Below are 20,976 nucleotides of genomic sequence, written 5' to 3' on the forward strand. Positions count from 1 at the left end.
GATGACACAGAACACCGTGGTATTGGCCGGGCTGATCGGCGCCGGCATTCAGGCTTCCCGCACTCCGGCGCTGCACGAGCACGAAGGCGATGCGCAGGGTCTGCGCTACCTGTATCGACTGATCGACCTGGATCAGCTGAAACTCGACAGCGGCGCCCTGCCCGACCTGCTGATGGCCGCCGAGCGGATGAATTTCACCGGGCTGAACATCACCTTCCCGTGCAAGCAGACAATCATCCCGTTGCTCGACGAATTGTCTCCGGAAGCCCGCGGCATTGGCGCGGTGAACACGGTGGTGTTGAAGGACGGGAAACGCATCGGCCACAACACCGATTGCCTGGGCTTCGCCGAAGGGTTTCGTCGCGGCCTGCAGGACGTTGCCCGTGAACGAGTGGTGCAAATGGGCGCCGGTGGCGCAGGCGCAGCGGTGGCCCACGCGTTATTGAGCGAAGGCGTACAACTGCTGAGCATTTTCGATGTGGATCACAGCCGGGCTCAGTCTTTGGCGGACAACCTCAATCAGCATTTCGGTTTTGGCCGCGCCGTGGCCGGTCATGACTTGCCGGGGACGCTGGGTCAGGCTGATGGACTGGTGAATACCACGCCCATGGGCATGAAAAAGCTGCCTGGCATGCCGGTGCCGGTAGAACTGCTTCGGCCGCAGTTGTGGGTGGCGGAGATCGTTTACTTCCCGCTGGAAACCGAACTGCTGCGCAATGCTCGCGCGCTGGGTTGCCGAACCCTGGACGGCGGCAACATGGCGGTGTTTCAGGCGGTGAAGGCGTTTGAATTATTCAGCGGCGTGGTGCCGGATGCCCAGCGGATGCTGGAGCATTTTCAGAGCATGAATGGTTGAAAAGCTTCGCAGGCAAGCATCGTCCGTAGGAGCGAGGCTTGCCTGCGAAGGCGTCAGGCCTGCAGATACCGCAACACCGACTCGCAGATCATCTCCCGATGACGCTGCTTGATACTTTCGTCCGGCAAGTCGATCTGAAAGATCTCACCGAAGGTATGACGGTTCGACACGCGATAGAAGCAAAACGAACTGATCAGCAGGTGCACATCCAGCGGATCGAGGCCGGCGCGGAATACACCCTCTGCGGCCCCGCGACGCAAAATCTCGCCCAGTGAATCGAGGATGGTGTTGTTCATCGCCTTGATCGCATCGGAGCGCTTCACATACTCGGCGTTGTGAATGTTCTCGATGCAGACGATACGCACGAAATCAACGTTGCGATCATGGTGGTCGAAGGTGAATTCCACCAACCGCCGAATCGCCTCCACCGGCGCCAGCTCGGCCAGGTGCAAGCGACTTTCGGTGCTGCGGATATCTCCGTAGAGTTTTTCCAGCACCTCGACATAGAGCTGTTCCTTACTGCCGAAGTAGTAATAGATCATGCGTTTGGAGGTGTGGATGCGCTCGGCAATCGCATCGACGCGCGCACCGGAAAGCCCCTGCTGGACGAACTCGACAATGGCCTCTTGAAGGATGTTCTCGCGGGTTTTTTCCGGGTTGTTCTTGCGACTCTTGCGAGGCTCGGCAATTGGCTTTTCGGGCGCTACGGAGAGTTTTGAAATTATTGTCATTGCGGGCTCACGGCCATCACTGCACAAGTAGGCGATTATGGGCCGCTGCGCACAGTGAAGGAAGCCACGCGGCAGCGGTTTTGTACCCGTGTTTACGATTTTCCTACAACTTTGTCTGACGTACGCCACCACTTCGGGATTTGGCCATGGCCGCCAGTCGCACGGCTACGTTGGCAGCGCCGTAACCCGCATAGCCGTTTTTGCGCTGGATGATTTCAAAGAAAAAACGCCCTTCGAACGGCTCGGTGTACACGTGAAACAGCTCGCCGCCCTGGGCATCGCGGTCGTAGAGCACGTTGAAATACGCTAGCTCGCTGAGGAATTCGTCGTCGAAATCGAAGCGTGCGGCGAGGTCATCGTAGTAGTTGAGCGGGATATCCAGCAGCGGCACGCCCGCCTCCTTGGCACGGCTGACTTCGGCAAAGATGTCATCACAATCGAAAGCGATGTGATGCACGCCGGAACCGCGATAACTCGACAGTGCGTGTGAGATCGCGGTGTTGCGATTCTCGGAAATGTTCAGCGGCAGGCGGATCGAACTGCAACGGCTGCGCAAGGCACGGCTCTTCACCAGACCATACGGGTCGGGCAGCACCACTTCATCGTCGGCTTCGAAATCCAGCAGGCTTTTATAGAACAACACCCAGCTGTCGAGACTGTCGGCGGGCAGTGCCATGGCCATGTGGTCGATGCGCTTGAGACCACCGCTGGCCACGGCCGCCGGTTGCAGATTGAAGTCGGTGCCATAGACGTCGGCGTCCTGGTCCACCAGGTAAATCAGACTGCCGTCCGGCGCACGCACGGCGGCGAGTTCCAGCTCATTGGGGCCTACCAGCCCGCGATACGGCTGGCCTTTGTAAGCTACGGCTCGGGCCAACGCACTGGCGCTGTCCTTGACCCGCACGGCGGTGGCGCACAGCGATGGCCCATGGGCCTCGAAAAAACTGTGGGCGAAGGAATAAGGTTCGGAGTTGAGGATCAGGTTGATATCGCCCTGACGCAACAGGCTGACACTCTTGGAACGGTGCTGTCCGGCCTTGACGAAACCCAGCCGCTCCAGCCAATGGGACAACTTCGCGCCGAGGCTTTCGTCCACGGCGAACTCAAGAAACTCGATGCCGTTGTATTCGCTGGCGCCTGGGGTATCGAACAGAATGTCGCGATTGGCCACAGGCGCAGCTTCCTGTTCCAGGCGCTGGCGGGTTTTCTCTTCCAGGTACAGCAACGAACGCAAGCCGTCGGCGGCGTTGGCCCGGGGTGGCGCGGCGCGGAAACCGTCGTTGAAGATCTCCAGCGACAGCGGGCCTGTATAGCCGCTCTTGATAATCGGCGCGAGGAACCCCGGCAGATCGAACTCGCCCTGGCCGGGGAAACAACGGAAATGCCGGCTCCACTCCAGCACGTCCATGGCCAGGATCGGTGCATCGGCCATTTGCACGAAGAAGATCTTGTCACCGGGAATCTCGGCGATCGCCGTCGGGTCGCCCTTGAGCGACAGCGTATGGAAACTGTCCAGCAACACGCCGAGGTTCGGATGATCGGCCTGGCGAACGATGTTCCACACCTGTTGATACGTGTTCACGTGGCGGCCCCAGGCCAGCGCTTCGTAACCGATCCGCAAACCACGAGCGCCGGCCCGTTCGGCGAGCAGGCGCAAGTCGTCGACCAGGATCTGCTCATCGCCGATGGAGTCGGCCGAGGCGTTGCTGCACACCAGCACCAGGTCGGTGCCCAGCTCTTGCATCAAATCGAACTTGCGCTCGGCCCGCTCCAGATTGCGCGGCAGGCGATCGCGGCGGCAACCTTCGAAATCCCGAAAGGGTTGGAACAGTGTGATCGCGATCCCGAGATCAGCGCACATCTGCCTGATTTCCCGTGGGCTGCCGTCGTAGTAGAGAAGGTCGTTCTCGAAAATTTCCACCCCGTCAAAACCGGCGGCGGCGATGGCTTCTAGTTTTTCCGGCAGGGTACCGCTCAAGGAAACGGTGGCAATGGAACGCTGCATGTGTCGACTCCCGGTGGTGGGGACATTCTTGTTGGGCAAATTATTGGCTTGACGAATCCGCACAGCAATTCAAAGTGTACTACCCGGTTAGTTTTGCGGGCGATTATCGAACACAATGGCGGTTGGCGAATTGACGATTTTTCGTCCACTGCGCACCATCGACACCACATTGAGTCCGGTCACGACCCCATGGACTCGGTTACCAAAGACCCTGAACACCACATAAAAATTTCAAAAAACGGGTACACGCTCATGCGCTCATTCAACGCCTTGTTTGCTTGCTCCACCGATCTCACGCCAGACCTGGTGTCCATCCGAACCTTGCGCCCACTCGGCCGAACTGCGCCGCTCGCTGAATAAAACGTTGTCGTCGCCTGACGAGAACACCTCAGCCGATCAATCTCACCCGCGCCCGTCGCCATCGATTGATCACGCGCCCTTGAAGTCCCGACAAGCCTCGCTTGTCAGTCATTGAACGGATGGCACACACATGTTTCCTTCTCAAAGCTCTCGCGTGGCTTCGGCCCAAAGCGTCGCCACTGGCGGCATCGGCGACAAAATCCGCGGCGCCATGGCCGTCGGCAAAACCCGCTGGGGAATGCTGGCGCTGGTATTTTTCGCCACCACCCTGAACTACATCGACCGCGCCGCCCTGGGCGTCATGCAGCCGATCCTGGCCAAGGAACTGAGCTGGACGGCGATGGACTACGCCAACATCAACTTCTGGTTTCAGGTCGGCTATGCCGTCGGTTTCGTGCTGCAAGGCCGGTTGATCGACCGGGTCGGCGTGAAGCGCGTGTTCTTCTTCGCGGTACTGCTCTGGAGCCTGGCCACCGGCGCTCATGGCCTGGCCACTTCGGCGGCGGGTTTCATGGTCTGCCGGTTCATTCTCGGTCTGACCGAAGCCGCCAACTATCCGGCCTGCGTAAAAACCACCCGGTTGTGGTTCCCGGCTGGCGAGCGCGCCGTGGCCACCGGTATTTTCAACGCCGGGACCAACGTCGGTGCGATGTTCACACCGATGCTGCTGCCACTGATTCTTCACGCCTGGGGCTGGCAAGCCGCGTTCCTGTGCATGGCGGCGCTGGGCGGCATCTGGTTGCTGTTCTGGGGCCTGAAGTACTTCAACCCGGAAGATCACCCGAGCGTTAAACAATCGGAACTGGACTACATCCAGAAGGAAGTCGAACCGGAACAATCCCGCGTACCGTTCTCGCGAATCCTGCGCATGCGTGGTACCTGGGCCTTCGCCCTCGCCTACTCGATCACCGCGCCGGTGTTCTGGTTCTACCTGTACTGGCTGCCGCCGTTCCTCAATCAGCAATACAACCTGGGGATCAACGTGACCCAGATGGGTATTCCGCTGATCATCATCTACCTCACGGCTGACTTCGGCAGCGTCGGCGGCGGGATCCTGTCTTCGTTCCTGATCGGTCGCGGGATCAACCCGATCAAGGCCCGACTGATGTCCATGTTCCTGTTCGCCTGCTGCATCATCGGCGTGGTCATGGCCGCCGGTTCGAGCAGCCTGTGGCTCGCGGTGTTCGCCATCTCCCTGGCCATCGGCGCGCACCAGGCCTGGACCGCGAACATCTGGAGTCTGGTGATGGACTACACGCCTAAACACATGATGAGTACGGTGTTCGGCTTCGGCGGCATGTGCGCGGCGATCGGCGGGATGTTCATGACCCAGTTGGTCGGCCACATTCTGACCATCACCAACAACAACTACACCGTGTTGTTCACCATCATTCCGGCGATGTACTTCATCGCGCTGACCTGGATGTACTTCATGGCACCGCGCAAGATTCCGACCGTAAAAGATTGATACACCGCAAACGCAGGCCTGATCCCGGGCCTGCGTTTTTTTATGGCCGCGATTTATCCATTTCACCCTTTTTTTCTCACAGCCACAGAGGCACACCATGTCGCCAGGTAACTTGAGCATCGCCAAACGTGCCGTGATCAGCTTCGGCGTCATCGCCCTGCTGGTCCTGTTGCAGGGGCTGTTCGCCCTTAAACAGGTCGCGCAGGTTCGCGCCACCGGCCAGCACACTGAAAACGTCTCCCTGCCCAGCATTCGCCACCTGGGTGAAATCCGCGACTACATCCTGAGTATTCGCGTGCTCAGCCTGCGCATGGCGCTCAACCGCGATCCAAAGGTGCTCGATGCCACCGTCACACGCCTGCACCAAGTGCAGGGTTGGCTTGCAGAGACGCTGGAAAAATTCACTCCGCTGGTCGGTGATTACAACCGGGGGCCGTACGAAAAGTTCGTCGCCACCGTCACCAGCTACCGCCAGGCGCTGGCGCAATACGAAGCGCTGTCGCGGGAGAACCGCAGCGAAGAAATGACCGCGTTGCTCAATGGAAAAATCCAGGACTACTCGACCCAGACCGGTGACCAGTTCGCCGAATTGATGGCGCTTTCCGCCAACGAAGTCAGCCTGTCAGCCAACCAGGCTGACTCGCTCTACAACCAGGTAAAAATCACCGTGATCGGTGCGCTGATAGCGGTCGCGCTCCTGACCCTGTGCCTGGCCTGGCTGTTGATTCGCAGCATCGTCCTGCCGATCCGTCAGGCGGTCGACGTGGCCGAGCAAGTGGCCGCCGGTGACCTGAGTCAACCGATCCGCAGCCACGGCGCCGATGAAACCGCACGCTTGCTCAAGGCCCTGTCAGCTATGCAGACCAGCCTGCGGGAAACCCTGCAACTGATCAGCGGCACGTCGACTCAATTGGCGGCCGCCGCCCTGCAGATGAATCAGAGCACTCAACAGGACTCCAGTCGGCTGCAACAGCAACACAATGAAATCGAGCAGGCCGCCACGGCCGTCAACGAAATGACCGTCGCGGTGGAAGAAGTGGCACGCAACGCGGTGTCGACTTCCGACAGCACCAGACAGTCCACACAGCAAGCCAATCAGGGCCAGGCACGGGTGATTGAAACACTGGATTCGATTCAGGCGATGAGCAGCAATGCGGGCATCGCACTGCAACAGGTTCAGACCCTGGCCGAGCAGTCCCGGGAAATCGGCAAGGTGCTGGACGTGATCCGCGCCATCGCCGAACAGACCAACCTGCTCGCGCTCAATGCCGCCATCGAGGCTGCGCGAGCCGGGGAAGCCGGACGTGGTTTCGCGGTGGTGGCCGATGAAGTTCGGGCGCTGGCGCATCGCACTCAGCAATCAACCCGGGAGATCGAACAGATCATTGGCCGGGTTCAGGGCGATACCAACGGTGTGGTGATGTCGATGCACGACAACAGTCAGCGTGTTGCTGAAACCTTGTCGATTGCTGAACAGGCCGGGCTGGCGCTGGCAGAAATCACCCGGGCGATGGAGCAGATCCATGAACGTAACCTGGTGATCGCCAGCGCCTCGGAAGAACAGGCGCAGGTGGCCCGTGAGGTGGATCGTAATCTGCTGAACATCCGCGACCTGTCGCTGGAAAGCGCCGACGCCGCGACCCGGACCAGCGCCACCAGCCAGGAGTTGTCGCGACTGGCGGCGGGCCTGCAAAACCTGGTGGTGCGTTTCAAATTTTGACCGGGTTCAGCGGCGGCTTTGTTGCCACGCCGCCGCCAACCCGCTGCAGCAAATCACCGCGATCCCGACCACCGTGGTCAGGGTCGGCGTGTGAGAAAACAGCAACCAGCCCAGCAAACCGGCAAAGACAATCTGGCAATAGCCGAACGGTGCCAGCAGCGCGGGGGCGGCATGGCGGAACGCCTGGGTCAGAAACAGGTGCGCCGTCATCCCGCAGGCGCCCAGTGCAACCATCATCAATCCATGCCCAAGGCTTGGCACTTTCCAGAAAAACGGCACCAATGCGCTCATCACCAGGGTGTTGCACAGGCCGGCGAAGAAGTTACTGGTGGTCGGGCTGTCGACTTCACTGAGCTTGCGGGTGAGCAATTGATAGAAGCAGAAAAACAGCGCCGAGCAGAGTGGCAGCAAGACTGCTGGCGTGAACAGATCCCCGCCGGGATGGACGATGATCAATACGCCGACAAATCCGCAAATCACTGCGATCCATTGGCCACGGGTGACCCGCTCACGCAGCAGTGGCACCGACAGCGCGGTGACCAGAACCGGAGCGAGAAAGTTGACCGCCGTGGCTTCGGCCAACGGGATGTACTGCAAACCGGTGGTGAAAAACAAACTGGTGCCCAACAGGCACAACGCCCTGAACAACTGCAGCAACGGACGTTTGGTGCGCAGGACTCGCAACCCCGATTGCGGCAGGAAAATCCCGGCCATCAGCAAGGTGTGAACCACATAACGGGCCCAGACCACCATGACGATCGGATAGAACCCCGATAGATATTTCGACAAGGCGTCGTGACTGGAAAACAGAAAGGTCGCGACAACGATCAGCAGAATCCCTTTGAAGGGTTGGTTTACACCGGAGAGCGGGGTGCTGATGGTCATGCAAAGCCTCTGTAATCAAATCAGAATGTGGCGAGGGAGCTTGCTCCCGCTGGACTGCACAGCAGTCCCCCAAATCAGCAAAGGTGTTCCGTCACTGCATATCACAGGTCGTTGACGACCGCTTCGCCGCCGAACGGGACGGTGCGGCGGTCCGACAAGCTCCCTTGCCACAGGTTCAAAGGCGCGCCAACAATTCCCGGGTCTTATCCAACGCCATCTGCGCCCGCTGCAACCCGCTCACGCCCTGCTCCAGCAACTTCACGGTGGGAATCTCCAGGCTTAACGGGATATCGGCCGGCAAACACTGCAACAACCCCGCCAGATCACAATCACCATCGCCCGGAAAACGCCGCTCGTTACGCGCCTGACGCAAAATCTCCGCCATGTCCGTTGGCCGTGGCCCCGCGACATCGCATAACTGCGTGTACCGTAACCGTGACGGGGCAACTTTGGCCAGATCTTCCAACCGCGAACCCGATCGGTCGAAATGGAACGCGTCCACCAACACCGCGCCGTTTTCACGGTCAGCGTTTTCGACGACGCGCACCGCTTGTTCGAGATTGCGTGCATCGGTCCATGGCATGAACTCCAGATGCGGATGCAGCCCGTAAAGTGCCGCCAGATCACACAGCCGGGCGAAGTTCTCGGTGAGTCTTTGTTCGTCGGAATCGTTACCGGCCACCAGCAATTCACTGGCACCCAATTGCGCCCCGACCGCCAGAATCTTCTCGAAGTCGGCGACGACGGTTTGCGGTTTAAGACGCAGGATTTCAACATCCAGCACACGAATGCCGGTGTCGTGCAGCCGCGCCAGCGTCTCACGCCGTAAACCGACATCGGCTACCAGCGCAAAGTGATGTTCTTCGGCTGTCGCAGGTTCAAGGCGTAGTCCGACATGGCTGTATCCTGCCCGTGCTGCGACTTCGACCATCTCCGGCGGAGACAACTCCAGCACGGTCAGGCTGGCCAGGGAAAAGATCCGCTCACTCATGCTCATTCCTCGATCAACATCGGGGAGCAGGCACGACCGGTTTCGGCGGCCTCGCGAATCGCCTCAACCAGCGCCAGGGTGCGCGCAGCATCGGCCGCGCTCACCAAGGGTTCGACTTCCCGACGCGCCACGCGCACGAAGTGCTGCAACTGCAAACGCAATGCTTCATCGACGCTGAAGCGTTCCTGTTCCGCCAGCAACGGTTGATGCCATCCGCCATCGACGTCGGCGTAGTGCCAGCGCTTGAGCTGCGGAATGCTCAATGCACCACCCGTCCCGGCCAGCAAGTAACAGGGCTGATCGGCCTGGCGCGGATAGGCCGGATTCTCCCCGGAACCCAGCTCCCAACTCCAGGGCGCCGCCACCGCGTCGGAACCGGTCAGGCTGCCCAGCGCACCGTTGTCGAATTGCAGCAGCACCGCCGCGCAATCTTCGTTGGCAAACCCACGCACCGCATTGCTGGTGATTGCCTGCACCTGACGCACTTCGCCGCACAGGTGGCGCAGCAGATCGAGGTCATGAATCAGGTTAGTCAGTAACATCCCCGCACCGGGCTCGCGGCGCCACGACGTTTCGAAATAGCTGTCGGGTTTGCGCAACTGCCAGAGCGCCGTCACCGTCGTCAGCTGCCCCAAAACGCCACCCTGCACCAGTTCATGGGCGCGGACGATCAACGGATTGTGCCGGCGATGGTGGCCGACCAGCACGGGAACACCGGTGGCTTTCGACGCGGCCACCAGTTCGCGCGCTTCATCCAGGTGCACACCCACCGGTTTTTCCAGTAGCACCGGCACGCCGGCGGCGAGGCAATCGAGCGCCGTGCTGACGTGGAGCGTGTTCGGGTTGGCGACGATCACCGCGTCTGGCTTCGCCTGCTCCAGCATCTGACGGTGATCAGCGAAATACCCCACGCCCCATTCGCCCGCGAGGCCTGCCGCTTGTGGGCCGGGATCGGCCACCGCACACAACGTCGCTTGTGTCAGGGTTTGCAGATGCCGGTAATGCTGCTGGCCCATGTTGCCGGCACCGATCAGGGCGATGCGAAGGGGCGAAGTCATGCTGCGGTCCTCTTGTGATTATTGTCGGAGGGATGAATTCCAATAATTTAGAACCTGGTTCCAGATTCTTACAGGAGTAACGGCAACTTGTGTTCGAACAACGCACAGATTCGCATAGCCCACATATGGGTTTGTGCGGGCAGAATTAGACGAACAACTCCGAAGCCAGGCTTGCGGCAGACAGCTCTTCAGTGAACTTCAACAACAGCGGCGCCAGTTCATGCAACCGTGCCCCCGGCATCCGCGCGCTTGGCCCGGCAATGCTCAGCACACCGATCACTCGACCATCGCTTGGGTGACGCACCACCGCCGCTATCGCCGAGGTGCCCACGGCCGAACTCTCTTCGACCCAGGCATAGCCCTGCTCTCGCGCCAGACGCAGGCGTTCCAGTAACTCAATGTTGGAGCGCGGCGCGTTAGGCCCCAGGTCTTTCGGCCGTTCGCTCCCCTGACGCTCCACCAGCGACAACGCTTCGGCATCGCTCATGCACGCCAGCCATGCATGGCCCGACGCGGTGTAGAACAAGGGCGCATCACGGCCCATGTCCGGGTCGTAGCGCAGGCCCGAGCGGGCACCCTGAGACTTGGCGATCCAGACCTGGCGCTCGCCTTCAATAACGCCAAGGCGCACCAGCTCACCGGTTTCCTCGGCCAGGCGATCGAGCACCGGCTGCACGATATCGGCGCCGCTGCTCGACAGGTAACGGAAACCCATCGCCACCAGTTTGGTCGACAGGTGATAGCGCAGGTTCTCCGGATTCTGTCGCACGTAACCCAGCCGAATCAGCTCGGCGAGCAGACGGTGGGTCGCGCTTTTGGGGATGTCCAGTTGCTCCGCCAACGTCTGCATCGGCAGGCCGCGAGGGTCACTGGTGAGGCTTTCCAGCACGCTGAAAACACGTTCGATCTGACTGCCGGCCATGGGGGGTTCCACTCGAAATTTTGCCGATTCTAAAAGACAAACCACGTAATGCGAAATCTGGAACCCGCTGTCCGATAACCGCCCTCTTTACGCAGTGAATGGTTGCCGGGATCAATCAAGCCTTTATATTTTCTGGAATCAAATTCCAAAAACAACCTGGAGCTTTTAAACGATGCCTGCCGACTCTCCCCTCCTTCCGGACATCGAATGCGATGTGCTGATCGTCGGCTCCGGTGCGGCCGGATTGTCCGCAGCTGTAACCGCAGCCTGGCATGGCTTGAAAGTGATCGTGGTCGAGAAAGACCCGGTGTTCGGCGGCGCCACGGCGTGGTCCGGCGGATGGGCCTGGGTGCCGTGCAATCCTCTGGCGCGTCGTGCCGGCATCGTTGAAGACGTCGAGCAACCGCGCACTTACCTGAAGCACGAATTGGGTGAGCGTTACGATCCGGCGATGATCGACGCGTTCCTTGAGGCTGGCCCGCGAATGGTCGCGTTCTTCGAGCAACACACTGCCCTGCAATTCGCCGATGGCAACGCCATCGCCGACATTCATGGCGACACACCGGGTGCCGGCACCGGTGGACGGTCGGTGATCGCTGCGCCTTATGACGGGCGAAAAGTCGGCAAGCTACTCAAGCGCCTTCGCAAAACCATGCGGGAAACTTCGTTCATGGGCATGCCGATCATGGCGGGAACGGACCTGAGCGCATTTCTCAACCTGACGCGCTCTTTGCCCGCTGCATGGCACGTGACCCGGCGCTTCACCCGGCACTTGTTCGACCTCGTTGTTCATGGTCGGGCGATGCAACTGGTCAACGGCGTGGCGCTGGTTGCGCGGTTGGCAAAGTCCGCCGAAGACCTGGGCGTCTTGCTCTGGGAATCGGCACCGGTGACCGAGTTGCTTCGCGAAGGCGATCAGGTGCAAGGCGCGATCGTCAGTACCGCCAAAGGCAATATCCGCATCCATGCACGCAAGGCCGTGGTGCTCGCGACCGGAGGTTTCGCCAATGATATCGAGCGACGCAAGGCATTGTTCCCCCGCACACCAACCGGCAACGAACACCTGGCGCTGCCGCCTCTCGGCGTCGCCGGTGATGGTTTGCGATTGGGCGAAAGCACCGGTGCGCGGGTCAACACCGACATGGCATCGCCCGTGGCCTGGGCGCCGGTTTCGCAAGTGCCGCACAGTGACGGCAGCATCGGCCACTTCCCGCACATCATCGAACGCGGCAAACCGGGGATCATCGGTGTGCTGAGCAACGGCCGGCGCTTCGTCAACGAAGCCGACGGCTACTACGACTACGTGACGGCCATGGTCGCCGCCGCACCGCTGGGCGAAGAAGTCGCCTCCTGGCTGATCTGCACTCATGGTTTTCAACGGCGTTATGGCCTGGGAATTTCTCGGCCGTTTCCGGTGCCGCTGTCATCCTTTATCCGCAGCGGTTATCTGAAAACCGGCAACACTGTCGAGGAATTGGCCCTGGCCTGCGGCATCGACCCAAACGGATTGCGCAGCACGGTGGATGAATACAACCGGTGTGCGCGCAACGGCGAAGATCCGTTGTTCGGTCGTGGCTCGACGCCCTACAACCGCAAACAGGGCGATGCGTTGCAGCAACCCAACCCGTGCGTCGCGCCGATTGAACAAGGCCCGTTCTACGCAGTGAAGGTCCAGCCTGGCTGCTTTGGCACCTTCGCCGGGCTCAAGGTCAATGAACATGCCCAGGTTCTTGGCGAGTCGGGGCAGGCCATCGCCGGGTTGTATGCAGCGGGCGGCGACATGGCCAGCATCATGGGCGGGCACTATCCCGCCGGCGGTATCAATCTCGGCCCGGCGCTGACCTTCGGCTACATCGCTGCCCGGCATATCGCCGATATAGAGTGAGTTTGATCAGTGATTCTCGAGACAAGCATTCGCCCACTCGGTAAAAACCTGTCGCCCTGAAGGAATTCGCTGGGCTATCCGTGTTCAATACAAGTCTGAAATGTTCCGTGCGCAGTAAAAGACAGACGACCGGACTGGCGCCGCTCTCTCTGACCAGCAACACTCATCACCATATTCAAACGAGGACTCACCCCCATGCTATGGAAAAAAGGCCGACGCAGCGACAACGTGGTCGATGCCCGTGGCGATGATGTCGGCGGTGGGGGTGGCGGGATGCGCTTCGGCGGGGGCAAGGGCCTGAGCCTGACGGCGATCCTGTTGATCGTCGGGATCGGCTGGATCACCGGCCAGGACCCGATGCAGATCCTCGGTCAATTGACCGGGCAAATGAGCGAGCAATCGGCTCCGGCCACCACCCACACCCGCAAGGCACCGCCGGCCAATGATGAAAACGCCGAATTCGTGCGCTCGATCCTCGGCGACACCGAAGACACCTGGGGCCAGATTTTCCAGCAGGCCGGTCGGCAATATAAAGACCCGACCCTGGTGTTGTTCAGCAATCAGGTGAACTCGGCGTGCGGATTGGCGACATCGGCGACTGGTCCGTTCTATTGCCCGGCAGACCAGAAGGTCTACCTGGACATGGGTTTCTTCCAGGAAATGTCCCAGCGTTTTTCAGCCGCAGGTGATTTCGCCCAGGCCTACGTGATCGCTCACGAAGTCGGACACCACGTGCAGACCTTGCTCGGCGTTTCGGCGAAGATTCAGACCGCTCGGCAGCAGGGCCGGCAAATGGAGGGCGACGGTGGTTTGCTGGTGCGTCAGGAACTGCAGGCTGATTGCCTGGCCGGGGTCTGGGCCAACATTGCGCAGAAGCGCCTGAACTGGCTGGAACCCGGTGACATCGAAGAAGCCTTGAACGCCGCCAACGCCATCGGCGATGACCGCTTGCAGCAGCAAGGTCAGGGCCGCGTGGTACCGGACTCGTTCACTCATGGTACGTCAGCGCAAAGGGTGCGCTGGTTCAAAGCCGGATTTGCACAAGGCCAGGTTGGCCAGTGCGATACCTTTGCCGCGAAGAATCTGTAATGCACAAGTGGTTGTTAGCTCTGTTGATCACCTGCACAAGCGCCCAGGCTGCCGAGCAGGGGGTCAAGGAGATCAGTTCCGGGCGCCTGCTGTTGAGCGCCGGCGAAATCGCGGTGGGCATCGGCCCGACACCGGCGAAGAATATCGAACGAGTGCTGATCATCATTCATGGTCGTTTGCGCAACGCTGAAACCTACCGCCAGAGCGCCGAGCACGCGGCCCAGCAAGCCGGGCAAAGCGATAACACCCTGGTGCTCGCCCCACAGTTTCTCAATGAAACCGACATCGCGAGCCACCCGGTGCCTGACAGCGTTTTACGCTGGCACGGCAATGACTGGATGGCCGGCGGCTTATCCACCGCGCCGTTTACGCTGAGCTCCTACGCGGCGCTCGACGAAATCATCGCTCGCCTGGGTGATCGGCGACAGTTTCCGGACGTGAAGCAAATCGTCATTGCCGGTCACTCGGGCGGCGCCCAGGTAGTTCAGCGTTACGCCATGTTGAGCCACCCTCAGCCAGCCCTCGACACAGCGGGGGTGAAGGTGCGTTATGTGATCGCCAATCCTTCGTCGTATGCCTATTTCAATGAGCAACGGCCAGTGGCGTTCAGTCACGCGGGGTGTCCGAACTTCAATCGCTGGAAGTATGGGCTGGCGGACTTGCCCGCCTATGCCAATGGGCAAACGCCTGCGCAGCTGGAAGAAAACTACGTCAAACGCGACATCGTTTATTTACTCGGGCAGCAGGACATCGACCCGAATCACCCGGCGCTGGATAAAAGTTGCGAAGCCAAAGCCCAGGGCGCTTCTCGTTTGATTCGCGGGCGCAATTATTTCAATTATCTGAAACGGCGCCATCCTCAAGGGCTGAGTCAGCAGCTGATCGAAGTGCCCGGCGTCGGGCACAATGGGGACGGGATGTTTACCTCGCCCGAGGGGCAGAAGGCGTTGTTCGGGCAGTGAGTTTTGGGGCGTCTGATCGGACGCCCAATCTCTCAAGCCGAAAGCAGCTGCCGCAATTCCACGCAATCGCGCGCATGCCAATCGGTCAATTCCGGCCACGGATTATCCGGCAGGTTCACCAACACCGTCCGCGTCCCCGCCGCCCGGCCGCAATCCAGGTCGAAGCGGTAATCACCGACCATCACCATTTCACTCGCCGGCACCTTCCAGGCCTCGGCCAGTTTCAGTAAACCACCGGGATGCGGTTTGGGCGGCGCTTCATCCCGGCCCAATACATCCTCCACCGCAAAGCAATCGGCCAGGCCAATCGCCTCCAGCGTGACATGGGCCAGCTCACGGGCATTGCGCGTGAGAATGCCCAGGCGATAACCACGCCCGGCCAACTCACGCACCAGTTCCACCGCGCCCGGAGCCGGTTTCGAACCCAGTGCCAGATCCCGCTCGTGTTCCAGCAGCCACGCATGTTTGGCCGCCGCTTCTTCGGCCGGCAACGCCGCGAGGTGGGTCAGGATGTCGTGCTCTGCAGGAATCGCCAACGCCACGCGGATCGCCGCGAAGTCATGCACGGCCACGGTCAGGGTGCCGTCCATGTCGAACACCCAGTGCCGCACTTCGGCCAGGCTCATATCCAGTCCTTGCGATGACGAATCAGGCCTTCCTGAGTGACCGAGGCCACCAGTTGCCCGGCACGGTTGAACACGCTGCCACGGGAGAATCCACGCGAGTTACCGGCCCACGGGCTGTCCATGGCGTACAGCAACCAGTCATCGGCGCGCAGGTCGGCGTGGAACCACAACGCATGATCAAGGCTGGCGACCTGCATGTCTTTCTGCCAGACCGATTTGCCATGGGGCAGCATCGAGGTGGTCAACAGGCCGAAGTCCGACGCATAGGCCAGCAGGTATTTGTGCAGCGCTGGAGTGTCAGCCAACGCACCATCGGCGCGGAACCAGACGTATTTGACCGGATCGGCAGGCTGCGGGTTGTAGGGGTCTTTTTCGGTCACCGGCCGGAATTCGATCGGTTTCGGGCACAGCAGTTTTTCGCGCATGTGCTCCGGGATCAGGTGTGCGCGCTGCTGAGTGAGTTCCAGCTCCGACGGCAGGTTCTCCGGGCCGACCACTTGCGGCATTTGGCTCTGATGCTGGAAGCCCTCTTCGTCGTACTGGAACGAGGCGCTGCAGGTGAAAATCGGGTTGCCCTTCTGGATCGCCGTCACCCGGCGCGTGCTGAAACTGCCGCCATCGCGCACCCGATCAACCTGATACACCACCGGCAACTTCGCATCGCCCGGACGCAGGAAGTAACCGTGCATCGAGTGCACATGGCGTGTCTCTTCGACTGTCTGACTGGCCGCCGACAGGGACTGGCCGAGCACCTGGCCGCCGAACAACTGACGGAAACCCAGGTCCTGGCTGCGGCCACGGAACAGGTTTTCTTCAATCGGTTCCAGGGTCAGCAGGTCTACCAGATCTTCCAACACTTGGCTCATTCAGACTCTCCTCACACAGAGCAATAATGCCGCGCAGTCTTGGCTGCGGCGGTCGATTCAGTTTATGGCCCGGTTCAACATGAGGGCCATTGTAAACGTCCGTGCCTGCTTATCCATGCAAGGTTTGCAGCCATTGCTCACGGGTGATGCGATACAACACGTGCGGGCGCAGCGGATGATCCTCTGCAAGCCGCGGGTGCTCGAAGTCATCGGCGGGGGCATGGTGCATGCCGATCGCCTGCATGACTTTTTGCGAAGGCAGGTTGGTTTCGGTGGTGAACGCCACGACCTCTTGCAGCGCCAAGCGATCAAACCCGCAACGCAGAGCGGTCCAAGCCGCCTCGCTGGCATAACCCAGGCCCCAGTGCTCGCGCGCCAGGCGCCAGCCGATTTCGATGGCTGGCGTGAACGGTGCGTCAAAGCCGACCACACTCAGCCCGGTAAACCCGATGAACGCTCCGGTGTCCTTGCGCTCCAGTGCCCAGAGGCCGAAGCCATACTCGGCAAAATGCCCGCGAACCCGCCCGATCAGCGAGGCACTTTCCAGCCGACTCAAGGGCGCCGGAAAATAACGCATCACCTGTGGATCGGCGCACATCGCCGCAAACGCCGGCAAATCCTCATCGCGCCACTGCCGTAATGACAGTCGTGCGCTTTCGAGTTCCAGTATCGGCTCCATCGTGCCCCTCCCCTCGGTTTCCATGCCGCAAGTCTACATCGCTGGTAGGATCGTTCACTCATTCCTACAGGCTTCCCCGATAAATCAGCCATGCCCCTGCCCCTGATCTACCACGAAGACTACAGTCCCGAGTTCCCGGCGGATCACCGCTTCCCCATGGACAAGTTTCGCCTGCTGCGCGATCACCTGGTGGACAGTGGCCTGACCCGCGACGCCGATCTGCTGCGCCCGGACCTGTGCCCGGCGGATATTCTCGCCCTCGCTCATGACCCTGCGTACATCGAACGCTACATGGGTGGCGAGTTGTCCCGCGAAGACCAGCGGCGCCTCGGCCTGCCCTGGAGCGAAGCACTGGCCCGGCGCACCGTGCGGGCGGTCGGCGGTTCGCTGCTGGCGGCCGAACAGGCGCTGGAACATGGCTTGGCTTGTCACCTGGCCGGCGGCACGCACCACGCGCATTACGATCACCCTGCCGGGTTCTGCATCTTCAATGACCTGGCGGTGATCAGCCATTACCTGCTGGAAAGTGGCCGGGTGAATCGGGTGTTGATCTTCGATTGCGATGTGCATCAGGGCGACGGGACTGCACGAATCCTGCACAACACCCCGGAAGCGGTGACCGTTTCCCTACACTGCGAAAAGAATTTTCCTGCACGCAAAGCCGAAAGCGACTGGGACATCCCGTTGCCGATGGGCATGGGCGACGCCGATTACCTGAAGGTGGTGGACGATGCGCTCAACTATTTGCTGCCGCTCTATCAACCGGATCTGGTGCTGTACGACGCCGGTGTCGATGTGCACAAGGATGACGCCCTGGGTTATCTGAAGCTGACCGACGAAGGCGTCGCCGCTCGTGATGAAAGCGTGATGCGCCATTGCCTGGGCCGGGATATTCCGGTGGTCGGCGTGATCGGCGGCGGCTACAGCAAGGACCGCAAGGCTCTGGCGCGCCGTCATGGCATCCTCCATCACAGCGCCCAACGGGTGTGGCAGTCATCAGGTTGTCATTGATGTGTGAGTCTTTACCCACAATGCCTGTGGAACCGCCTGTGGATAACCTGAGTGAAAGGGCCGGCAGCCCATGCGGGGTATAGGTTACAGAGCGGTGGTTGTTTTTTAACCAGCCCTCGAATCCTCCCACAGGGAGCAGGGCTGGTAGAATGCGCGGCTTATTCCGCCACGCCGCAGCTCTCGCCATGACCCAGCCCTCCACTTCCCTCCCCCCTCACGTCGCCATCATCGGCGGCGGCCCCGCCGGCTTGATGGCGGCTGAAGTGTTGAGCCAGGCCGGGATCAAGGTCGATCTGTACGACGGCATGCCTTCAGTGGGGCGAAAATTCCTGCTCGCCGGGGTCGGCGGCATGAACATCACCCACTCCGAGGCCTACCCGGCATTTCTCTCACGCTATGCCGAACGGGCGCCGCAGATCGCCCCGCTGTTACGCTCGTTCGGCGCCGAAGCCTTGTGCCAATGGATTCATGACCTGGGTATCGAAACCTTTGTCGGCAGCTCCGGCCGGGTGTTTCCCACCGACATGAAAGCCGCGCCCCTGTTGCGTGCCTGGCTCAAACGCCTGCGCGATGCGGGCGTAGTTATCCACACCCGCCATCGCTGGCTCGGTTGGGATAACAACGGTGATTTGCTAATCGACAGCCCCGAAGGCGAAAAAACCGTTCACGCGGATGCGACCCTGCTGGCTCTCGGCGGCGGCAGTTGGTCGCGTCTCGGCTCGGACGGTGCCTGGATGCTGCCGCTGGAACAGCGCGGTGTAGGGCTGGCGCCATTGCAACCGAGCAATTGCGGCTTCGAGGTGCAGGCCTGGAGCGAATTGATGGTCAGCAAATTCGCCGGCAGCCCGCTGAAAAACATCGCCATCGGCCTCAATGACGACGTACCGCGACTCGGCGAGTGTGTAATCACTGCCACGGGAATTGAGGGCAGCTTGATCTACGCCCTGTCGGCAGCGATCCGCGAAGCGATCAATCAACATGGCTCGGCAACCGTTCACCTCGATCTGTTGCCGGGCAAGCCTGTGGATAAAATCCAGGCGGCGCTGAGCAAACCGCGCGGCTCACGCTCCATGGCCAAACACCTGCACAGTCAGCTTGGGCTAGATGGCGTGAAAGCAGCATTGTTGCGGGAATTGACACCGGCTGACTGTTTTGCCGATCCGGCCCTGCTGGCCAAAGCAATCAAGGCATTGCCGCTGACGCTGGTGAAAACCCGGCCATTGGACGAAGCCATCAGCAGTGCCGGTGGCGTGATGTTCGAGGCGATGGATGAACGTTTGATGCTCAAGCAACTACCCGGCGTGTTCTGCGCAGGGGAAATGCTCGATTGGGAAGCGCCGACCGGTGGCTATCTACTGACTGCGTGTTTCGCCAGTGGGCGAGCGGCGGGGTTGGGGATGGTGGAGTGGTTGAAGCACCGACACTGATCGTTCCCACACTGCGTGGGAACGATCTTCAGAGGATCAAGGCTTACGCTTACGCGGCCCGGTATTGAACACCGGCACTTTACGCACCGGCTTGATCGAAGGCTCCGGCGCCGACGCCTCACCGCTCTCGACCCATTTACCCAGGTTGCGCTTGCCGCCACCGGAGGTTTTGGGCTTCTTCGGTTTTTTCGGCTTCTTGATCACCTGACCGCTGGCATCGGTATCCGGCACGCGGTGTTCAGGTTCGAAGTCCGGCTCCATCTGGCGAGTCAACGTCTGACGGGTCAACATCTCGATGGCCGACAGTTGATTCACTTCATCAGCGCAGACCAGCGAAATAGCCTGCCCGGTTGCGCCCGCACGGCCGGTACGACCGATGCGGTGGATGTAGTCCTCGGCCACGATCGGCAGGTCGAAGTTGACCACCAATGGCAAATCTTCGATATCCAGGCCTCGGGCAGCCACGTCGGTGGCCACGAGGATCTGCACTTCGCTGGCCTTGAAGCGATCCAGCGCCCGCTGGCGAGTTGCCTGGGGTTTGTCGCCGTGGATGCCGTCGGCATTGACGCCCAGGCCCTGGAGCTTTTCCACCAACGCGTCGACGCCGTTACGGGTCTTGGCGAACACCAGCACCTGCTTCCACTTGCCCTTGCGCATCAAGTGAATGAACAGCTCCGGCTTGCGCTTTTTATCCACCGTCACCACCCATTGCTTGACGGTGTTGGCGGCCACGTTGCGCGGGCTGACTTCGATGCTCAGCGGGTCGTTGAGCATTTGCCCGGCCAGCATGCGGATCGCATCGGAGAAGGTCGCGGAGAACAGCAGCGTCTGACGTCTCGAAGGCAGGGCTTTATAGATATTCCCCAGCTCCTCGGAAAAGCCCAGATCGAGCATGCGATCGGCTTCGTCCAGCACCAGGGTTTGCAGCTGGTTGAACTTGAGCGCGTTCTGACGGAACAGGTCGAGCAAACGGCCCGGGGTCGCCACCAACAGGTCGACGCCTTTGCGCAGTTTCATCATTTGCGGGTTGATGCTGACGCCGCCGTACACCGCGTAGGTGCTCAACGGCAGGTTCTCGGCATACTGGCGCACGGCTTCGTGAACCTGTTCGGCCAGTTCGCGGGTCGGCACCAGAATCAGCGCGCGCACGGAGTTGGCGCTGACTTTCGGCCCTTCCATGGCCAGCAATTGCAGCAGCGGCAAGGCGAAACCGGCGGTTTTGCCGGTGCCGGTCTGGGCCGCGGCCATCAGGTCGCGACCGGCCAGCACCGCCGGAATCGCTTGCGCCTGAACCGGCGTCGGGGTCTGGTAGCCGAGCGTCTCGAGGGCGCGCAGCAAGGGTTCGATCAGGCCAAGGGTGGCGAAAGTCATGGGAGTACCGTAGGAAAAATCAGCGCGATTATGCGAAACAAGTGTGCAATGGCGCGCAGTTTAC

Annotated in this window: 18 protein-coding genes and 1 pseudogene; 9 read left to right on the top strand and 10 right to left on the bottom strand. The window is 60.7% G+C overall.

The genetic code is table 11. The features are described 5' to 3' along the window. The first annotated feature begins 1 nt into the window (after position 1). The gene (locus tag FFH90_RS26790) at positions 2-856 is read left to right on the top strand and encodes a shikimate dehydrogenase (protein WP_018925804.1); all 855 of its coding nucleotides are present in this window, start codon (positions 2-4) and stop codon (positions 854-856) included. A 53-nt stretch (positions 857-909) separates the two neighbouring features. Here the strand turns inward: FFH90_RS26790 and FFH90_RS26795 are convergent, their stop codons facing one another. Beyond that, positions 910-1,587, bottom strand: coding sequence for a TetR/AcrR family transcriptional regulator (locus tag FFH90_RS26795; RefSeq protein ID WP_018925803.1), 678 nt, complete (start codon positions 1,585-1,587; stop codon positions 910-912). 103 nt (positions 1,588-1,690) lie between these two features. Further along, the gene (quiC, locus tag FFH90_RS26800) at positions 1,691-3,592 is read right to left on the bottom strand and encodes a 3-dehydroshikimate dehydratase QuiC (protein WP_111454223.1); all 1,902 of its coding nucleotides are present in this window, start codon (positions 3,590-3,592) and stop codon (positions 1,691-1,693) included. Between the two features lie 490 nt (positions 3,593-4,082). Here quiC and FFH90_RS26805 point away from each other — a divergent pair, with 490 nt between their 5' ends. From FFH90_RS26805 to FFH90_RS30805, 3 genes and pseudogenes are all read left to right on the top strand, one after another. After that, positions 4,083-5,420, top strand: coding sequence for an MFS transporter (locus tag FFH90_RS26805; protein ID WP_018925801.1), 1,338 nt, complete (start codon positions 4,083-4,085; stop codon positions 5,418-5,420). 97 nt (positions 5,421-5,517) lie between these two features. Further along, a pseudogene (locus FFH90_RS30800) lies at positions 5,518-6,285 on the top strand (MCP four helix bundle domain-containing protein); the annotation flags it as partial. A 66-nt stretch (positions 6,286-6,351) separates the two neighbouring features. Continuing rightward, complete coding sequence (locus FFH90_RS30805; RefSeq protein WP_372240867.1) at positions 6,352-7,140, top strand: methyl-accepting chemotaxis protein; 789 nt, start codon at positions 6,352-6,354, stop codon at positions 7,138-7,140. Between the two features lie 6 nt (positions 7,141-7,146). Here the strand turns inward: FFH90_RS30805 and FFH90_RS26815 are convergent, their stop codons facing one another. From FFH90_RS26815 to FFH90_RS26830, 4 genes are all read right to left on the bottom strand, one after another. Then, entirely contained in the window at positions 7,147-8,025 is an 879-nt protein-coding gene (locus FFH90_RS26815; RefSeq protein WP_018925799.1) for a DMT family transporter, read from the bottom strand. Positions 8,026-8,200: 175 nt separating this feature from the next. After that, positions 8,201-9,016, bottom strand: a complete 816-nt coding sequence (locus FFH90_RS26820) for a sugar phosphate isomerase/epimerase (RefSeq protein WP_138866342.1) — start codon at positions 9,014-9,016, stop codon at positions 8,201-8,203. 2 nt (positions 9,017-9,018) lie between these two features. Continuing rightward, positions 9,019-10,074: a Gfo/Idh/MocA family protein gene (locus FFH90_RS26825; RefSeq protein WP_138866343.1), complete on the bottom strand. Its 1,056-nt coding sequence runs from the start codon at positions 10,072-10,074 to the stop codon at positions 9,019-9,021. A gap of 145 nt (positions 10,075-10,219) precedes the next feature. Further along, the gene (locus FFH90_RS26830; protein WP_111454219.1) at positions 10,220-10,996 is read right to left on the bottom strand and encodes an IclR family transcriptional regulator; all 777 of its coding nucleotides are present in this window, start codon (positions 10,994-10,996) and stop codon (positions 10,220-10,222) included. A gap of 172 nt (positions 10,997-11,168) precedes the next feature. Between FFH90_RS26830 and FFH90_RS26835 the strand changes: the two genes are divergently transcribed. From FFH90_RS26835 to FFH90_RS26845, 3 genes are all read left to right on the top strand, one after another. After that, a complete protein-coding gene (locus tag FFH90_RS26835) occupies positions 11,169-12,881 on the top strand; it encodes an FAD-dependent oxidoreductase (protein WP_138866344.1) in 1,713 nt (570 codons plus the stop codon). Positions 12,882-13,076: 195 nt separating this feature from the next. After that, positions 13,077-13,970, top strand: coding sequence for a neutral zinc metallopeptidase (locus tag FFH90_RS26840; protein ID WP_018925794.1), 894 nt, complete (start codon positions 13,077-13,079; stop codon positions 13,968-13,970). After that, positions 13,970-14,932: an alpha/beta fold hydrolase gene (locus tag FFH90_RS26845; RefSeq protein WP_018925793.1), complete on the top strand. Its 963-nt coding sequence runs from the start codon at positions 13,970-13,972 to the stop codon at positions 14,930-14,932. Before FFH90_RS26840 ends, FFH90_RS26845 begins: the two co-directional genes overlap by 1 nt. A gap of 32 nt (positions 14,933-14,964) precedes the next feature. Here the strand turns inward: FFH90_RS26845 and FFH90_RS26850 are convergent, their stop codons facing one another. From FFH90_RS26850 to FFH90_RS26860, 3 genes are all read right to left on the bottom strand, one after another. Beyond that, positions 14,965-15,558: an HAD family hydrolase gene (locus FFH90_RS26850; protein ID WP_138866345.1), complete on the bottom strand. Its 594-nt coding sequence runs from the start codon at positions 15,556-15,558 to the stop codon at positions 14,965-14,967. Next, positions 15,555-16,424: an acyl-CoA thioesterase II gene (tesB, locus tag FFH90_RS26855; RefSeq protein ID WP_086945925.1), complete on the bottom strand. Its 870-nt coding sequence runs from the start codon at positions 16,422-16,424 to the stop codon at positions 15,555-15,557. The genes FFH90_RS26850 and tesB overlap by 4 nt, the downstream gene beginning before the upstream one ends. A gap of 109 nt (positions 16,425-16,533) precedes the next feature. Continuing rightward, positions 16,534-17,103 carry a GNAT family N-acetyltransferase gene (locus tag FFH90_RS26860; protein ID WP_019581317.1) on the bottom strand — a complete coding sequence of 190 codons (570 nt, stop codon included), beginning with the start codon at positions 17,101-17,103 and terminating at the stop codon, positions 16,534-16,536. Between the two features lie 90 nt (positions 17,104-17,193). On the opposite strand from FFH90_RS26860, the gene FFH90_RS26865 reads away from it, so the two are divergent. Together FFH90_RS26865 and FFH90_RS26870 are read left to right on the top strand one after the other, a co-directional pair. Beyond that, positions 17,194-18,114: a histone deacetylase gene (locus tag FFH90_RS26865; protein WP_018925789.1), complete on the top strand. Its 921-nt coding sequence runs from the start codon at positions 17,194-17,196 to the stop codon at positions 18,112-18,114. 185 nt (positions 18,115-18,299) lie between these two features. Next, the gene (locus tag FFH90_RS26870) at positions 18,300-19,541 is read left to right on the top strand and encodes a TIGR03862 family flavoprotein (RefSeq protein ID WP_178114266.1); all 1,242 of its coding nucleotides are present in this window, start codon (positions 18,300-18,302) and stop codon (positions 19,539-19,541) included. A 36-nt stretch (positions 19,542-19,577) separates the two neighbouring features. On the opposite strand, the gene FFH90_RS26875 is transcribed toward FFH90_RS26870, so the two are convergent. Beyond that, complete coding sequence (locus FFH90_RS26875) at positions 19,578-20,912, bottom strand: DEAD/DEAH box helicase (protein WP_086945927.1); 1,335 nt, start codon at positions 20,910-20,912, stop codon at positions 19,578-19,580. Positions 20,913-20,976 lie beyond the last annotated feature (64 nt).

Source organism: Pseudomonas sp. ATCC 43928, from assembly GCF_005938665.2.
Classification (GTDB): domain Bacteria; phylum Pseudomonadota; class Gammaproteobacteria; order Pseudomonadales; family Pseudomonadaceae; genus Aquipseudomonas.

Bases quoted from the DNA above. Each gene is read 5' to 3' on its own strand.
- quiC (WP_111454223.1), bottom strand. From the start codon at position 3,592: ATGCAGCGTTCCATTGCCACCGTTTCCTTGAGCGGTACCCTGCCGGAA.
- FFH90_RS30805 (WP_372240867.1), top strand. From the start codon at position 6,352: ATGAATCAGAGCACTCAACAGGACTCCAGTCGGCTGCAACAGCAACAC.
- FFH90_RS26830 (WP_111454219.1), bottom strand. From the start codon at position 10,996: ATGGCCGGCAGTCAGATCGAACGTGTTTTCAGCGTGCTGGAAAGCCTC.
- FFH90_RS26815 (WP_018925799.1), bottom strand. From the start codon at position 8,025: ATGACCATCAGCACCCCGCTCTCCGGTGTAAACCAACCCTTCAAAGGG.
- FFH90_RS26820 (WP_138866342.1), bottom strand. From the start codon at position 9,016: ATGAGTGAGCGGATCTTTTCCCTGGCCAGCCTGACCGTGCTGGAGTTG.
- FFH90_RS26850 (WP_138866345.1), bottom strand. From the start codon at position 15,558: ATGAGCCTGGCCGAAGTGCGGCACTGGGTGTTCGACATGGACGGCACC.
- FFH90_RS26840 (WP_018925794.1), top strand. From the start codon at position 13,077: ATGCTATGGAAAAAAGGCCGACGCAGCGACAACGTGGTCGATGCCCGT.
- FFH90_RS26865 (WP_018925789.1), top strand. From the start codon at position 17,194: ATGCCCCTGCCCCTGATCTACCACGAAGACTACAGTCCCGAGTTCCCG.
- FFH90_RS26835 (WP_138866344.1), top strand. From the start codon at position 11,169: ATGCCTGCCGACTCTCCCCTCCTTCCGGACATCGAATGCGATGTGCTG.
- FFH90_RS26790 (WP_018925804.1), top strand. From the start codon at position 2: ATGACACAGAACACCGTGGTATTGGCCGGGCTGATCGGCGCCGGCATT.
- FFH90_RS26875 (WP_086945927.1), bottom strand. From the start codon at position 20,912: ATGACTTTCGCCACCCTTGGCCTGATCGAACCCTTGCTGCGCGCCCTC.
- FFH90_RS26845 (WP_018925793.1), top strand. From the start codon at position 13,970: ATGCACAAGTGGTTGTTAGCTCTGTTGATCACCTGCACAAGCGCCCAG.
- tesB (WP_086945925.1), bottom strand. From the start codon at position 16,424: ATGAGCCAAGTGTTGGAAGATCTGGTAGACCTGCTGACCCTGGAACCG.
- FFH90_RS26805 (WP_018925801.1), top strand. From the start codon at position 4,083: ATGTTTCCTTCTCAAAGCTCTCGCGTGGCTTCGGCCCAAAGCGTCGCC.
- FFH90_RS26870 (WP_178114266.1), top strand. From the start codon at position 18,300: ATGACCCAGCCCTCCACTTCCCTCCCCCCTCACGTCGCCATCATCGGC.
- FFH90_RS26825 (WP_138866343.1), bottom strand. From the start codon at position 10,074: ATGACTTCGCCCCTTCGCATCGCCCTGATCGGTGCCGGCAACATGGGC.
- FFH90_RS26860 (WP_019581317.1), bottom strand. From the start codon at position 17,103: ATGGAGCCGATACTGGAACTCGAAAGCGCACGACTGTCATTACGGCAG.
- FFH90_RS26795 (WP_018925803.1), bottom strand. From the start codon at position 1,587: ATGACAATAATTTCAAAACTCTCCGTAGCGCCCGAAAAGCCAATTGCC.